The following is a 15,440-nucleotide window of genomic DNA, read 5'->3' as shown; positions in this document are numbered from 1 at the left end:
CCTTCTGTGAGCAACCTACTAATATCATTACACAAATTGTGATGAAACCCAATATTCTTTTCACGCCTTTTCCCCCTTTTATTGTTCAACGTTCATTTTTCATTTTTTGTTACAAAAGCAAAATTTATCATTGTCATTTCCGTAATATTCTAAGTGTAATTGCGCAATCTAAAACGTAACCAAACAATAATGGAGGTTATAGCAATGAAAAAATTCTTGTATATAGGAGCAATGGTAGCATTCCTACTAACTGCTTGTTCTTCACATGACGAAGCTCCAGCTAGTGAACAAGCAGAAGCAAAAGAAAAAACCGTCAATGCCGAAACAAAAGAAAATCTTGAGAAAAGTTTTCTATATGAATCGGAAGATCCATTTGCAAAATGATTAATAAAGACAGATAACTAATTAAGGTTATCTGTTTCTTCATTACGTACTTTCCAAATATACCTCAATAATTTTAACATGATTTTTATTGAGAACAGATAATCAAATGTTTAATTTAAAATGGGCTAGAAAAGATGACCGAATTAGAGCGGTCATTATGAACGGTTCAAGAACAAATCTAAATGCTCCAAAGGATATATTTCTAGATATCGTCTACGTTGTCACCGAAATCCCTTCGTTTATTAAAGATACGTCATTGAGACTTACTGATGATTAAGAACATAACAAAAACGATCAATTTTATCATGTGGACTTTGATCAATCATATGCGTAACTTATGCTTTTTGTGGACGGAAACCGGATTGATCTATTGTCTTCCTATCGATCAAATTTTAGGTAGTCAATATCGTACAATATATGATGAAAGATTTGTGCTACACACTTACTTCCATATTACCGAAAAGAAGGTGTTCATGAGATGTTGGAAGAAAGAACCGTTCACGTTACACTTTAGGTACAGTAAAAACATTTGTAACTGCCGTTTCACTTACGTTACAGAAGACATATGTAGCTGTCATTTCGCTTACGCTACCAAAGCACGTGCTGGAAGAAGTTAAAAATCACCAGTACTCTAATTGGAGTACCTGGTGATTTTAATGATTATCGAATACTATATGTCGATGAATGGCTAATATATCTTCCGGCTTATGTAATATACCTGTAGGAAATGCACCTACTAATATATCTTTATTGCCTTCTCCCCATAATGCACCAAAGCTCATTATACCAGCCGCATTAGCAGCAAAAATATCTGTGGGCTGATCCCCAATATAAAGACAATTCTTTAGCTCAATTTGTAATTCATTAACGGCTTTTAATAAAGGATCAGGATTGGGCTTATGCTTTTCACAATCATCGAGCCCTACAATAACATCGAAAAATGGATAGAGTTCTGTATTTAACAATTCCTGGACAATATATTTTTTATATTTGGACGATACAATGCCCATTGTCACCTTTCTATTCTTTAATTCAGTTAATACTTCGTAAACACCGTTATATTTTTGCACTTGATTGTTAAACATTTCATAGTGTTCAAAAAAGGATTCTAACACCTCGTTTTTTTGATCACTAAACCATTCATCGATAATTCTAGTAATCGGTTTCCCAATCAAATAATTTTTTTCTTTATCCGATAGTTTATTCTTCTTAAATGTTTCTAAGCTGGCACAGCAAGCTTGAATGTAACAACTTTCAGAGTCATGCAGTGTACCATCCAGATCAAATAAAATTGTATCCATAATTCCTCCTAAAAATCACAAAAGCTTTAACTGTTTCAGAGCATATTCTGTTGTCATTGTAATGTTTTCTGGGATATCATTTATTGAAAACCACTGCACTTTCTCCAAAGCATGTGGCTCTCTATTTTGTACTTCCCCATTCGTAATACGGGCAGTGAAAGTAGGTGCGACATAATGTACATCTTCTGATTGAATAATATGGTTGGTCACACATACTAACTGTGTAATTTCGATGTCCACTCCAAGCTCTTCCTTTATTTCACGTATGATCGCATTTTCTATTGTTTCCATGTAGTCAACCTTGCCACCAGGTAAGCTCCAACAACCTGCTTCAGGTGCTTTTTTACGTAAAACTAGTAAAATTTTGTTAGCGTTATCTAGGATAACTGCTCCCACGCCAACCTTTGGTAGTTTCTCTATTTCCATATATATTTCCTCCACTATTAAGATTACCCTTTATCAAAAGCTATTGATCTAAAAACAATAGTAAAATTAATTGAAACACATAACTGAGGGATATTTTATCCTTGTTATTGATTAGATGAATCATAACTATAATACTCTAATATTTGTTGTAATAGTGAACATAGAGTTATTTTATACTATTACTTCCTAATTTCGGGGTCACCTTTATCAGAGAGGTTTTTTTATCTTTATTGTAATAATTTATTTCTTTAAGTTAGTTGATTACCTTCTCTCCTTTTTACTGCTCTACATATTATAGATTGTAGAAAGGAGGGACGTAGTTATGAGCTGTTCAGGTAATGGTTACGGCACAGGGTCCGCTTTTGCCCTAATTGTAGTATTATTTATTCTTTTGATTATCGTTGGCGCTACTTTCATTAGATACTAAAAAACGACACCGCCAATATCACAAGTGCTCATATTTCACCTAAAGCATTACAAATTTATCCCTAACCTTCTAAATGAATTACTAAGGGTCATTTTCCTCCGGTGACCCTTTTTTTTCGCAGCGAGTTGCTCATGTTTGATGGACGAAAATAGAGCAACTCAATACATTCAACTAAAAAAGATCTTTTAGATTGCTAGTATATCTAAAGAAATAATGGATTTTATTATTAGGAAACTTTCTGTATCCATGCTTCCACCCATTGTATTACTTAAGTACTCATCTGCTGATTCAACACCGTTTATTAATATTAATAATCCAATTGCGATTAGGACAATTGTAAATATTCCAAATCCATACTTTTTTATACTCTTCATATTTCCATCCATTTTCTCCTCTTCCCCCTTTTTTCAAATATTTAGTAATAAGTAAATGTTTATTCACGGTCTTGAAATAATTTGAATTCATCCTTTTTATTAGTACTAAAAGTGTTTGTTTTGGAAACGAGCATTTCACTTATAATTTCGATTATTTTCTCACTATCATAAACAACTCACTGGGTTTGGAAATATAAACCCTTACCTACTGGTTGAACAGATTCAAGTACTGTATCAACCATTTCTTCATTAACTAGGGTCCTTATTATCCAAGCTACTAAATCTTGTGCCGCATAACAACCTGCAGCAGTCGAAATATTTCCTTCGTTGACAAAACTTTGTTCAATTACTTCTACATCAAATGCTTTAAGCTGCTCTACTACAGTTGGATATGTTGTAGCTCTTTTACCAGTTAATAAATTTTTCGCTCCTAGTAGCAACGCACCTGAACACATAGAGCCTATTAGTTGTCTTTTAGGATCTAAATGTATCTTGTTAAGGTATTCTTGATTTCGATATAAATCTTGCACTCCCTTTCCACTTGCAAATATTACAGCATCAGCAAATGGAATCTCAGATATGTTCCCTGTCATCGGTATCCGTAAACCTGACATAGATATTTGAGTTTTTTCTGTTCCTAATAGCTGAACATTCCAATCTGAAATTCCACCAACTAAACGTACACGATTTAATAAATCCCAAGGTAAAAAAACATCTATATCAGTGAAATTATCGAAACAAACAATAGCAATCTTCATTTCCTAATCCTCCATTATTTAAATAATTAAACATTCCTATTATATCAATTTTAAGAATATTAAGGGGGTTCGAATATTTATTTCAGCGAGGGATCACTTATATTTCATCGTTTTAAATGATAAAAACCAAGACAGAAATTAATCTATCTTGGTCCTGGCCATTTTATGATGTTTTAACCTTTATTAAAGAAAAGATATTAGTGTCATACGGAACACCATTTTGGTGCATATAATTTTTTAATATCCCTTCTTTTTCAAAGCCTAATTTGGTTAATAATTTATTGGAAGCTTCATTTTCAGTAAATACAATAGCACCAATACGCATTAAATCCATTTCTTGAAAGCCGAATGATAGCACTCTATTAACAGCTTCCTTTGCATAACCTCTTCCCCAGCTCTCAGGAAAAAGTGCATAGCTGATATCAGCTCTTTTATGCTCAGTAGACCATTCTTGAAAACCAATAGTACCGATAATTCCTTCTTGGCCTTTTAATGCAATTCCCCATTTTATACCACGTTTTTCATCATAATTCTTTGAAAAATTGTTAATGATTTGTTTAACCTGCTCTAAACTTGTTAATGGATTCTGCCCATAATGGCGTAATACATCCGCATTAGAAAAGCAATTTAAAACATCTTGGGCGTCATGTTCAGTAAGTTCTCTTAACACTAATCGTTCAGTATCTAAAATAGGAAACATCTTCATCACTCCACTTCCAAATAAGGTATTATTTAATTCTATCTAATAAAAAGAGAGATGCATAACTAATTTTTTTAATATTTTATATTACTATGTTTTTAACTTGGCCGTGGGCGATTCCTACACTAATGAAAATGAAAATACAAAATAGCTCTTAATAGATTGATAATGAAATGGTCTCTCGATCTAATCAACTTCTTAAGATGTTATCCTCAACTTGTAGCGCTGAACTAATTTATCATTACTTCAGGATTAATTCCACCATACATAAGGTGATTGGCCCTGAGTTCATTACTCTGTACAACATAGTATAAAGAAAAAAAGAAGTATCATTTGTTTGTGGCTGTAATATTAATCGCACAGCATTGTCCCTATTTGATAGGACCGTATTCTATATTTCACCAACGATGCAAATGCCCCGCTGTAGCTTATCAGCCCTTATTTGTGGCGCTTGCTTATATGGACCTAGACGAAGTGGGTAATCCCACTCAAGCGTATAGTAATAATTTCAAAATGATCTAAAAGACAAACTATTTAGAAATGGACGCCGGTATATGGGAACCACATTTTGAAATAACAGTAGAAAGCCGCCATTAATCAATTCTTCCCAGTGCCCATAGCTGTATATTAAAAAAGTAAATATATTATAAAAGCTGTTAGGTTTTGTTACAGTCTTTTATAATATATATTACTTTTCCTTTCTTCAAATAATCCTGCTATAAATTTTTATAAGGAGGGGATTGTTTTGAGTTATCCATCTCATGGCGTAAATACACCAGGTACAAATTTTGCCTTTGCTATTGTTTTATTCGTTCTATTGATTATTGCCGGTCTTGGCTTGTTTTATTTATTAAGAACTTTAGTATGGACCAGTGCGTAGTGTTTCCTATTATCACAAATACTAAAATAAAATGTGTTGGATACTACTTATACCTTTTTAATAGGAAAACAAACTGGGCACCTTAAGTATGTATGTTGGATTTTTAAGACTTAAAATAAAATCAAAGAATGGGCTATCGAACTATAGAAACTATTGTTTGCCTCCATTCTAGGGCTTGCGTGTATTAACGGAAGTCCTTTTTTCATGTTTTCTCATACATTAAGGATAGTTATAATATAGAATAGCGTCAGAAATGTCTCATCACAAAGATAGTCTCACAATTCTGCCTCTTTTATTCAAGATACCCCGTTAAATGTTTAATTTCATTTTTCTACTTACGCTACTCATTTCAAAATGTTTATAAAAATCAATTGCTTTCGTATTGAATTCCCAAACATTTAACTCAATTGAATTAACTGCCCTTTCTTTAGCCCAAGTTATACAAGCAGTAAATAATATTTTTCCAATTCCTTTTCTTTGTTGATCAGCTTTTACACCAAAATCGTGTATGTAAGCATATTTCCGTGGAACGAGCGACTCGAAAGGAGGAGAAGTTTCAACACTTATGACTGCGAAACCTACTACAATTTCATCTTTCTTCGCAATTAGAATATCACTCTCTTCGTTGACAATTAGTTCATTATAATAGGTTTCAGGCATTACTGACTCCACACTTTTAAAAATCGTTGGTTCCTCCATCACATGCTCTTCATGCCCTTCTTTTACTATCTGATTCACAGCAAAATAATCTTCTTCTGTTGCAATAAAAACCTTGATTGTCATCATTTTAGCCCCCTGATTTTAATATACTAATAAGAGATCGTGGTATTAAACAATATGAAATTCTTCAGTAAATTAATCTTATTATTACTTTTAGGAGGTAGAATTTATGAACCCAATATTAAATCAAGTCGGAACAATTTTTATTCCTGTTTGTAATATTGAAAAATCACGTAATTGGTATAGTGATATATTAGAGTTACCAGCAGATGGTGAGATATTATTTGGTCATTTTATATAGTACCTATGAATGGAACCGGAATTGTGTTAGATAGTAAGAATTTTTCAGCGGAAAATATATTTAAGACCCCTACTTTTCATTTTAATACTACCAATATAGAACAAGCATATGAGTATATGAAGGGTAAGAATGTCGAATTAACAACAGAAATTGTGCATAACCAGTGGTTTAATTTCAAAGACCCTGATGGGAACCATTTAATGGTTTGCAAATGTTAAAACACTTAATTTATCTTTGCAATTATTATTTTCCTATACATCCCATTTAGCATTATAGATGTATCTTCTTTCACTACTATATTTTCAGGTGATATTTCTTCAAAGCTTCGGCCAATATCAGTTCCTAATACGCTTATAATGGGTCTTAGCAACATTTTGGGTATAGACAGTTTTTTGTTTTTAGGAACAAATTTATCGAAAACTATTATTTTCCCTTCTTGCTTTAAAACCCTTGTCATCTCTTGAAAACATTTAGTTGCATCAGGTACTACCGAAAGGATTAAACTAGCTATGACATAATCAAACGATTCATTTTCAAATTCAATATTTTGAGCATCCATTTCTAAAAATGTTATTGTAGAATTTTCGAACTTCTTTTTTGCTTTTCCGAGCATATCAGTTGAATAATCAATAGCCGTTATATTTAGGTTAGCGTGATTTATTAACTCTAAATCAGCTCCTGTTCCTACACCGACAAACAGGATCTTTTGTTGATGATTGAATGGTATGGATTGAAATATTTGTTTTCGAGCATTTAAAAATTTCCCTGAATTAAAGAACTTATCGTAAATTGGAGAACCAATCTTATATATAAATTTATTCCAAGAATTATTCAACAGTCTTCACTCCTACTTCAATAGTTATCCCTCTTAATCCTATAATACATCCAATCATTTTCCTTTTGTGAAATATCACCAATTTAATAAACCTCTGACGATGAGTTAAAAAAAACCGATTACTCATTATCAAATTGAGTACCGGTCTTTTGTTTATCTCAAAAAATTTGTAAACTGTAGCATTAAATTAAGAAGGATCAAAATTTTTCTGGACACCACTTAATAATAAGTCCAGCGTGTGTTAGGCCACCACCAAACCCATAGATTAATAAAGTATCCCCATTAGTTAATTTTCCTTCGTTTATACCTAATTGTAAGGCTAATGGAATAGAAACAGCTGATGTATTTCCCATATACTCGACACTAGTTAATGTTTTCTCTAAACTTATACCTGATTTTTCACAGATGGATTCTATCATTCTTAAATTAGCACTATGAGGAACAAACCAATCTATTTCATTTAGTTCCATTTTTGCTTGCTGTAGTAATTCCACTATACCTGTAGGAAGTGTACGTGAAGCCCATTTATATACCTCTCTCCCATTCTGAACTATCTTTCCAGATGTACTCAAAGAAGAACCGTTCATAGTAGTAGATAAATTTGTTAAATATAAATGCTTACCTCCAGCACCGTTTGTACCAATATGACTGGCGATAAAGCTTGGCATTTCTTCATCTTTTTCTACTAAAACTGCTGCAGCGCCATCTCCAAATAAGATACATGTTGTTCGATCTGTATAATCCGTAACTTTAGACAAAGCTTCTGTCGTTATAAATAAAATTTTACGATGAAGACCTGATGTTATTAATCCGTTCGCTACATGTAATCCGTATGTAAATCCAGCACAAGCAGCGTGAAGATCTAGTGCACCTACTTCTTTAATATTAAAGTGTTCTTGGATTTGGCAAGCTACACTTGGAAAAGCATAATCAGGCGTAGTTGTTGCAACAAGAATTAAATCTATATCTGTAATATCCTTTTGATATTGTTCAACTAAATTTTCTATAGCTTTAAAAGCCAATGTGGATGCAAATTCATTGTCACTCGTAATTCTTCGTTCCCTCATACCAGTTCTTTGCACAATCCATTCATCGCTCGTCTCTACTATCTTTTCTAAATCTTCATTCGTTAGTCTATTTTCAGGAACGTATGTGCCTATCGCTGTTATTCTTGCTTTTGATTGAATGTTTATCATTCACATTTCACTCCTATTATCATGTTCAAGTACTATTACCTAACCATAAAAAATTATTGTTATTCAAATATGTAAAACTTTGTATTTCCACACTTCTATATGTATTATTTTCTCAATCAGACAAGATAACAATACACAAATAACTTTATTATCATTACCTCATTTTAGTAACTGGTACTAATTATAAAGAAAATAAAAAATTTATGCAACATTTGTTTTATTAAAATTGGCTGTCACTACATGGATTCAATTTGCAGGTTTATCCATTTTCGTTCTGTTAATGTTCTTTGGCTTACAACTTTTACAAATCACACCAGAAAGGTTGCCTACCCTTTTAATCTGATTGGATCTATCCATGGTTACCCTTCAGCTTTATGTTTGAAGGTTTAAAAGAAACTCTATTCTTTAGCGGCGAACCTCGAAAAGCAGCAGCCAATACACTATGTTAAATTGCTGTTATAAGTATTGTAGAAATACTCCAAAATGGAGTAAATCCTACTTCCTATACGAACGATTCATTTGAAGAAATACCACCTGTTTTGGAAGGTAATTAATAAACACTAAAAGACCAGGTGCTCGTTCTAAAATGATTCCTAGTCGTTAGCTATTTTTTAGTACCCGCATTTGCATATGTATCTCGCAATTTACGAGGAATCCCCCTACACACCAAGCATTTGGAGTAAAAATGGATGTTAATTATGTATTTTCCAAATATCCAAATGATTTCTCCACCTGTTATTCATCAAAAAAAGACCATACCCATTAATCCCTAGGTAAGGTCCGCTGTTTATGAACATTATTCTATATCTTCCTTCATTCTTTCACTTTAATTCTATCCTTCAAAATCCTTCTTAACGTTTTACCCATTGTATTTTTTGGAAGTTCAGATAAAAACTCAACGATTGTTGGTACTTTGTAGGAAGCGATTTCTTTTCGGCAAAAGTCCATAATATCTTGTTCAGTAACTTTACCCTTAGATTCTTCCGATAAAACAACAAAGGCTTTAACTGTTTCAACCCTGTATTCATGTGGCACACCTACTACTGCAACTTCCCTAACACCGTTATGTTGTAATATCGCATTCTCTATTTCAATCGGTGCAACATTATATCCTGAAACAATAATAAGATCCTTTAATCGATCTACATAATGCAGAAAACCTTCACTGTCTATATAACCCGCATCTCCAGTTCGAAACCATCCATCATCTTGAAACGTTGCCATTGTCTCTTTAGAGTTATTTAAATATCCTTTGGAAACTTGTAATCCTCTATAAAGTAGCTCGCCAACCTTTCCCCTAGGGAGTGTGTGGCCATCTTCATCAATAATTTTTATTTCTCCGATAAAAGGAACACCAACAGAAAATTTATTATTTTTATTTTTTAATTGGCTCCAAGTCCCCATGGTATTTGTTTCGGTCCCGCCCCATCCTACAGTTAAGTCTGAACCAATAAGAGTTTTCCATGATTCCATTAAAGACTTCGAGACTGAAGCAGCGCCGGCAGTCACCAGAGTTAAACTACTTAGGTCAAATTTATTAGATTTTAAATATTGTAGTACACCAATGTAAAAAGTAGGTGGTCCGAATATCGCATTTACTTTATAAGTTTGGATTGCTTCAAGTATGTCCTCCATATTCATGATTGGCCTTAGAATAACAGTTCCACCCAAATAAAAGGTAGGTAATTGAAATACTAAATATCCACCAGTGTGATTCATTGGTAAAAAAGTAAGATTTATTGGCTTATCAATTTTCATAAGGTGAGCATGGGTAATTGTATTATGAACTAAATTAAAATGGGTTGTCATAGATCCTTTTGGATTCCCAGTAGTGCCAGAAGTATAAATAATTTTAGCAACATCCTCTTTTGGATAAAAGTGCACCTCATTATCTGTCACTGTTGCACCATTTATCAAATGTTGAAAATCCAATGTATTATCCATTTTAGCTTTCGGAAAATCCCAATATGGTCTCAATGAATCATAAACTTTAAAATCCGGTGAGGCATAATCTTTTATATTAGTAACAATAATATTTTTTAACCCTAGTTCTTCTCTTAAATTATTAAAATAAGGATAAAACTTATCTAATACAATAACCGTAGTCGCACCACAATCTTTAATTTGATACGAAATTTCTTTTTCTTTAAACATTACGTTAATTGGTGCTGAGATTGCACCAATTTTAGCAATAGCAAAGAAACTTACCCAATGCTGAAGGGATGGTGGAAGCATTGGACAAATTGTATCCCCCTTCTTAATGCCTAAATCAATTAATTGTGTGGCTAATTTATTAATCAAGACATCAAATTCATTATAAGTAATTTCATTGTCCAAATAGATAATTGCTACTTGGTCTCCATACTTTTCTACACTTTTTTTAAATAAGTGATATATGGATATATTCGGAAAATCAGCAATAGGATCATCCCATAAAGGGTCATAGATAACATAAGAATCATTGTCACTATACGTCTCTGCATCAGTTATCCACTGCTCAGGATAGCCTATTCTTTTATAAAAGTCTTTCGCTATATGCATTTTCATCAACCTTCCCTAAGTGGTTATTGTTCAATTTATTTGCATTTAAACAACAATGCATTATCAGAAACAGCTTAGCAGGATGAATTTCTCGGCATTTCCGAGCTGAAAATTGTAGTGTTGAATAGCCAAATGATAAACTTTATTTGTAAAATCTTAATCGTTATTCTAATCTAGACAAAAATTCAAATTCCATTGTTGCTGAAATTCGGCTGTCGTTTTTCAACAAAGGAACCTGCTCCTTCATAGTGCTTATCTTCGCGTAGGAACATTGTCATAATGCCCTCACTTTCAATAAATGTCTGCTCTTCTAGAGTTCGTCCAACTCCACGCACTATCGTTTCTTTATCAACACGGAGCGCCCCTTGAGGTAACTTACATATTGATTGTGCAAGTTCTCTTGCTCTTGACATGACTTCATTTTGAGGAACTACTTCATTCACTAACCCAATTCTTAACGCTTCCTCAGCATCTATTTCTCTTCCTGTAATAATTAACTCCATCGCCTTTGCATAACCCACCATTAATGGTAGTCGCACACATAAACCATCACCTGCAACAATATTCCAGCGTCTTTCTAATGCTCCAAATTTAGCATCTTCCGAGGAAATACGAATATCACCTAGCATGATATTTTCTAATCCAGCTGCAACAGCATATCCGTTTATTGCGACAATTATAGGTTTGAAAATATCAAATTTCTTCGTATAGCCACAATACCCTTCTGAATTCCTAACATCTTTTCGGAATTGATCGAGTTGAGGACGCTCTCTCATTGCAGCAGCATCATTTAAATCCCACCCAGCTGAAAACGCCTTATCCCCTGCTCCTGTATAAATTGCAACAAATGCATCATCATCATCTCTGAAGCTTTTGAATGCATGATGAAGCTCCAAGTTTGTTTCATTGTCTATACAATTAAGCACCTCTGGACGATTAATTGTAATAGTTACCACATTATTTTCTTTTTCATATTTAATCTTCTTATATTTCATTGTTATCTCTCCTTAAAAATAATTTTTTACTATCTATATTTAATCTAGAATATTTTCTAAGAAACTATTTACAAAATTTTCGGAATTTTATATTTTTAGCATCACTTTCAACGCTGTTGAATCCCTCACTAGTGTTTTAAATGCTTCATCGACCTGATCTAAAGTAAAAGTATGAGTAATAAGAGACCCAACATTAATTGCACCTTTATTCAAATAATCAATTCCACTGGGAATCATTGATCCCAATATACCTATGATTCGCAAATCTTTATAAATTATTTTACTAGAATCAATTACTACATCTTTTTCAGGAAGAGCTACTAGACCAACAACTCCTTTGCTTCTAGCAAAAGTTAAGGCTTGATTTAATGTATTTGTACCTCCAGCAGCATCAATTACGATATCTGCCATTCCACCCTCCCCAAAATGATGTCTTCCTATGCCGGTATGTTGCTGAATTTTAGAAAGGATATCATCTGTTTTGTTTGCATTTATTACAACGTCTGCTCCTACATTTTTGGCTAGTTTTAATCTTTCATCCATAATTTCACTAACAATCACTTTTGCCACTGGATTATTTTTCATTAATTGAGTAACAATATTCCCAATAAAGCCAGCACCAATGATGACAACTGTATCTTGCTCAGTTGGTTTTGTTCGTAGTAATGAATAAGCCGCAGTTCCAATAGGTTCTGCTAAAGCTCCTGCTTCATCAGTCACATGGTCTGGAATCAAGAATACATTCTCATTCAACACGGCATTTTGAATTTTCATATATTCCGCCATAGCGCCTGGCTCACCGTAACCGGAATAGGATTTAAAAAGATCTGGGCATAAACGATAAGACTTTCGGGTACACCAGTAACATTTTCCACAATAAGAAACCGTGAACCCAGTGACTCTATCTCCCAACTTAATATCCGTTACATCTACACCAATCTTTACTACTTCACCACAGAATTCGTGCCCCATTATTTGTTCAGGGAAAGAATAAAGCCCGGTTTTATAAGAGTGTAAATCAGAACCACAAATACCGACTGTTCGTATCTTTAATAAAATATCTTTACTACCAATTTCAGGAATATCAATTTCCTTTAGGCGGATATCACCACTACCATAAAGCACGGCAGCTTTCATTTTCCCCTCCATTCTAAGTATCTCCTTTCATATTAGATTGCCAAATACATGTTATTTCACTATACAGTTTCAGCAATTTCCAGCACCGCCATCTATATATAATGTTTGACCTGTAAGGTAATTTGAAGCATCTGATGCAAGGAACACAACTGATCCCTTTAATTCTTCAGCTTTTCCTGTACGGCCCATCGGTGTTCTATCAAGGACTGGTTTAAGTATATTTTCTGAATCTGTAATTAAATTAGCAACTCCTGTATCCATAAAACCCGGAGCTATTGCATTTACATTAATATTGTATTTGCCCCATTCAAAGGCAAGTGTTTTTGTGAGGCTATTCAGAGCTGCTTTCGTAATCGAATACGCACCCAATCCCTCTACAGATACCTTTGAAGCAGATGAGGATATATTTATAATCTTTCCTTTCTTTCTTTCGATCATATATTCACTTACTGCTTGCACACATTGGAGCGCCCCTATTAAATTAACATCCAGTATTTTTTTAAATCCTGCTATCTTAACCTTTTCAATTGGAGCCATGAACGGGCTAATACCCGCATTATTAATGAGTACATCGATTGTCCCAAATCGATCCAAAACTTCTTTTACTAGATTCTCGACACTTTTTTCATCTGATATATCTAGTTGAACTACTGCCCCCTTCCCTCCTTTAGATTCAATTTCTTTCAAAACATTATTACACCTCTCTACATTACGACTAGCAATAATTACATTTGCACCATAATCAGCTAGAGCATGAACCATTGAAATACCTATGCCACTACTACCACCAGTAACAATAATCGTCTTGCCAGACAAATCAAACAAATTAGTCATCCACATTTCACTCCTTTCTTTTTAAAAAAATAATCAAATTGAGTATTTCTTATCCCGTAACTGACTGTTGGTTACACAAGTATTTTACAAAATGTAAAGGTTTTAGCTAGTGTTCCTCTATCTATGTAGGGGAAAAGGAAAACCCCCTATGATTGAAGTTCCACTTTATTTTTTAGCAACAATTTTCGACATAACTACAATACACTATCCAAAATGAAGCGGTTTACCTAAAGCTAGGAGTGAAACCTCTTTCATCATTTCTGACAAAGATGGGTGCGGATGAATGGTGTTTGCAATTTCATCAACTGTAGCTTCCAAAGTCATAGCTAAGGTACCAGTGGATATCATCTCGTTTATTTTAGGACCTACCATAGCTATACCTAAAATCTCTCCATATTTTTTTTCAATAATAATTTTAACTATCCCTTCTGTTTGTCCATTTCCATTAATTAACGCTTTTCCATTAGCCTGCAAAGGGTATTTAAATGCTTCAACATTATCAAACAGTTCTTTTGCTCTATCCTCGGTTAAGCCCACTGCACATATTTCAGGGGATGTAAAAACTGTTCGTGGAACAGCACTGTAATTCATCTCTTTCACATTACCGGCAATATTTTCTGCAGCTATAATCCCTTCATCATAGGCAACATGGGCGAGTTGCGGTCCCGGTGTTATATCTCCCACCGCATACAAATTTTCAATGTTTGTTTGCATCCTACCGTTCACCTTTATATACCCATTTATCGTTTCGACATCTGTATTTTCAATTCGTAAGAGTTCAGCATTGCTGACTCTTCCAGTGGCAACTAGTACTTTTTCTACTACTAAATTACTTGTACCACTATCATTTTCCAGTGTAAGAACAACATCATTTTCATTTACTACTACATCGACAACCTTGGTTGATAGATAAAACTCAACCCCCTTTGTCTCAAGGGATTTTTTTAAATATCCTACGATTTCCTGATCCTCATTAGCTAAAACCATTGAATTAAGTTCAATTACAGAAACATGCACACCTAATTGAGACAAAATACTGGCGAATTCCATTCCGATGACTCCTGCACCTACAATGACTATACTCTTCGGCATATAAACCCAGGATAGGATATCTGTACTGCTAACGATTTTATCTCCATCAAAAGGAATCTTAAATTGAGCCGGTCTAGTTCCAGCGGCGACAATGACATGATTCCCTTCTATTATAAGTTCTCCATTTTCCTGTTGAATTTGTACTATTTTATCTGAAACAAAAGTAGCTTCCCCTTGAACAATTTCCACTTTGTTTTTTTTCAAAAGATTTTTTACGCCCATGGACAATTGGTCAATAATTTTCTGTTTTTGATTTTGAAATACTTGATAATCAACGCTCCCCATACTTAATTCAATACCAAATTTTTTAGATTCCATAATGTTTTTTAGCGTATTAGTAAATTCAACGAAGTACTTTGTAGGGATACATCCAACATTTAAACAAGTACCTCCTAAGTCACCTTTTTCAATTAAAAGCGTTTTCATTCCAAGCTGACTAGCTCTTATTGCCGCAGAATACCCACCCGGACCTCCTCCTATTACAATTACATCCCACTTCTCCTCCATAACATAGCCTCCACTATTACCAAATATAAAGC

General features: G+C 33.7%; 17 protein-coding genes and 1 pseudogene. 5 read left to right on the top strand and 13 right to left on the bottom strand.

What is annotated here, in order from left to right:
- The first annotated feature begins 204 nt into the window (after positions 1 to 204).
- Complete coding sequence (locus ACQKNC_RS07870; RefSeq protein WP_427424287.1) at positions 205 to 384, top strand: hypothetical protein; 180 nt, start codon at positions 205 to 207, stop codon at positions 382 to 384.
- A gap of 88 nt (positions 385 to 472) precedes the next feature.
- Positions 473 to 661: an aminoglycoside 6-adenylyltransferase gene (locus ACQKNC_RS07865; RefSeq protein WP_427424286.1), complete on the top strand. Its 189-nt coding sequence runs from the start codon at positions 473 to 475 to the stop codon at positions 659 to 661.
- Positions 662 to 1,037: 376 nt separating this feature from the next.
- On the opposite strand, the gene ACQKNC_RS07860 is transcribed toward ACQKNC_RS07865, so the two are convergent.
- Positions 1,038 to 1,685, bottom strand: a complete 648-nt coding sequence (locus tag ACQKNC_RS07860; RefSeq protein ID WP_427424285.1) for an HAD family hydrolase — start codon at positions 1,683 to 1,685, stop codon at positions 1,038 to 1,040.
- A gap of 15 nt (positions 1,686 to 1,700) precedes the next feature.
- Positions 1,701 to 2,111, bottom strand: coding sequence for an NUDIX domain-containing protein (locus ACQKNC_RS07855; protein WP_427424284.1), 411 nt, complete (start codon positions 2,109 to 2,111; stop codon positions 1,701 to 1,703).
- 322 nt (positions 2,112 to 2,433) lie between these two features.
- On the opposite strand from ACQKNC_RS07855, the gene ACQKNC_RS07850 reads away from it, so the two are divergent.
- Complete coding sequence (locus ACQKNC_RS07850; RefSeq protein ID WP_427424283.1) at positions 2,434 to 2,538, top strand: YjcZ family sporulation protein; 105 nt, start codon at positions 2,434 to 2,436, stop codon at positions 2,536 to 2,538.
- Positions 2,539 to 2,723: 185 nt separating this feature from the next.
- On the opposite strand, the gene ACQKNC_RS07845 is transcribed toward ACQKNC_RS07850, so the two are convergent.
- The 3 genes from ACQKNC_RS07845 to ACQKNC_RS07835 form a co-directional block, all read right to left on the bottom strand.
- A complete protein-coding gene (locus tag ACQKNC_RS07845; RefSeq protein WP_427424282.1) occupies positions 2,724 to 2,924 on the bottom strand; it encodes a hypothetical protein in 201 nt (66 codons plus the stop codon).
- A gap of 164 nt (positions 2,925 to 3,088) precedes the next feature.
- Positions 3,089 to 3,670: a DJ-1/PfpI family protein gene (locus ACQKNC_RS07840; protein WP_427424281.1), complete on the bottom strand. Its 582-nt coding sequence runs from the start codon at positions 3,668 to 3,670 to the stop codon at positions 3,089 to 3,091.
- Between the two features lie 163 nt (positions 3,671 to 3,833).
- Positions 3,834 to 4,370 (bottom strand): GNAT family N-acetyltransferase, encoded by a 537-nt coding sequence (locus tag ACQKNC_RS07835; RefSeq protein ID WP_427424280.1) that lies wholly within the window; start codon positions 4,368 to 4,370, stop codon positions 3,834 to 3,836.
- A gap of 745 nt (positions 4,371 to 5,115) precedes the next feature.
- Between ACQKNC_RS07835 and ACQKNC_RS07830 the strand changes: the two genes are divergently transcribed.
- Entirely contained in the window at positions 5,116 to 5,250 is a 135-nt protein-coding gene (locus ACQKNC_RS07830; protein ID WP_427424279.1) for a hypothetical protein, read from the top strand.
- 309 nt (positions 5,251 to 5,559) lie between these two features.
- On the opposite strand, the gene ACQKNC_RS07825 is transcribed toward ACQKNC_RS07830, so the two are convergent.
- A complete protein-coding gene (locus ACQKNC_RS07825) occupies positions 5,560 to 6,033 on the bottom strand; it encodes an N-acetyltransferase family protein (RefSeq protein ID WP_427424278.1) in 474 nt (157 codons plus the stop codon).
- Between the two features lie 106 nt (positions 6,034 to 6,139).
- On the opposite strand from ACQKNC_RS07825, the pseudogene ACQKNC_RS07820 reads away from it, so the two are divergent.
- Positions 6,140 to 6,489, top strand: a pseudogene (locus ACQKNC_RS07820) (VOC family protein).
- Between the two features lie 5 nt (positions 6,490 to 6,494).
- Here ACQKNC_RS07820 and ACQKNC_RS07815 read toward each other — a convergent pair.
- From ACQKNC_RS07815 to lpdA, 7 genes are all read right to left on the bottom strand, one after another.
- Positions 6,495 to 7,106, bottom strand: coding sequence for a class I SAM-dependent methyltransferase (locus ACQKNC_RS07815; RefSeq protein ID WP_427424277.1), 612 nt, complete (start codon positions 7,104 to 7,106; stop codon positions 6,495 to 6,497).
- Positions 7,107 to 7,303: 197 nt separating this feature from the next.
- The gene (locus ACQKNC_RS07810; RefSeq protein WP_427424341.1) at positions 7,304 to 8,293 is read right to left on the bottom strand and encodes a ketoacyl-ACP synthase III; all 990 of its coding nucleotides are present in this window, start codon (positions 8,291 to 8,293) and stop codon (positions 7,304 to 7,306) included.
- Positions 8,294 to 9,115: 822 nt separating this feature from the next.
- A complete protein-coding gene (locus ACQKNC_RS07805; protein WP_427424276.1) occupies positions 9,116 to 10,843 on the bottom strand; it encodes a class I adenylate-forming enzyme family protein in 1,728 nt (575 codons plus the stop codon).
- 185 nt (positions 10,844 to 11,028) lie between these two features.
- A complete protein-coding gene (locus ACQKNC_RS07800; protein ID WP_427424275.1) occupies positions 11,029 to 11,838 on the bottom strand; it encodes an enoyl-CoA hydratase/isomerase family protein in 810 nt (269 codons plus the stop codon).
- A gap of 87 nt (positions 11,839 to 11,925) precedes the next feature.
- Positions 11,926 to 12,975 carry a zinc-dependent alcohol dehydrogenase gene (locus ACQKNC_RS07795; RefSeq protein ID WP_427424274.1) on the bottom strand — a complete coding sequence of 350 codons (1,050 nt, stop codon included), beginning with the start codon at positions 12,973 to 12,975 and terminating at the stop codon, positions 11,926 to 11,928.
- A gap of 69 nt (positions 12,976 to 13,044) precedes the next feature.
- The gene (locus ACQKNC_RS07790; protein WP_427424273.1) at positions 13,045 to 13,809 is read right to left on the bottom strand and encodes an SDR family NAD(P)-dependent oxidoreductase; all 765 of its coding nucleotides are present in this window, start codon (positions 13,807 to 13,809) and stop codon (positions 13,045 to 13,047) included.
- 204 nt (positions 13,810 to 14,013) lie between these two features.
- Positions 14,014 to 15,408 (bottom strand): dihydrolipoyl dehydrogenase, encoded by a 1,395-nt coding sequence (gene lpdA, locus ACQKNC_RS07785; RefSeq protein WP_427424272.1) that lies wholly within the window; start codon positions 15,406 to 15,408, stop codon positions 14,014 to 14,016.
- Between the last annotated feature and the right edge of the window lie 32 nt (positions 15,409 to 15,440).

It is taken from the genome of Lysinibacillus sp. NPDC094177 (assembly GCF_050279145.1).
Taxonomy (GTDB): Bacteria; Bacillota; Bacilli; order Bacillales_A; family Planococcaceae; genus Lysinibacillus.
The sequence above is the reverse complement of the archived record's forward strand: the minus strand, read 5'-3'. Positions and strand labels throughout refer to the sequence as shown.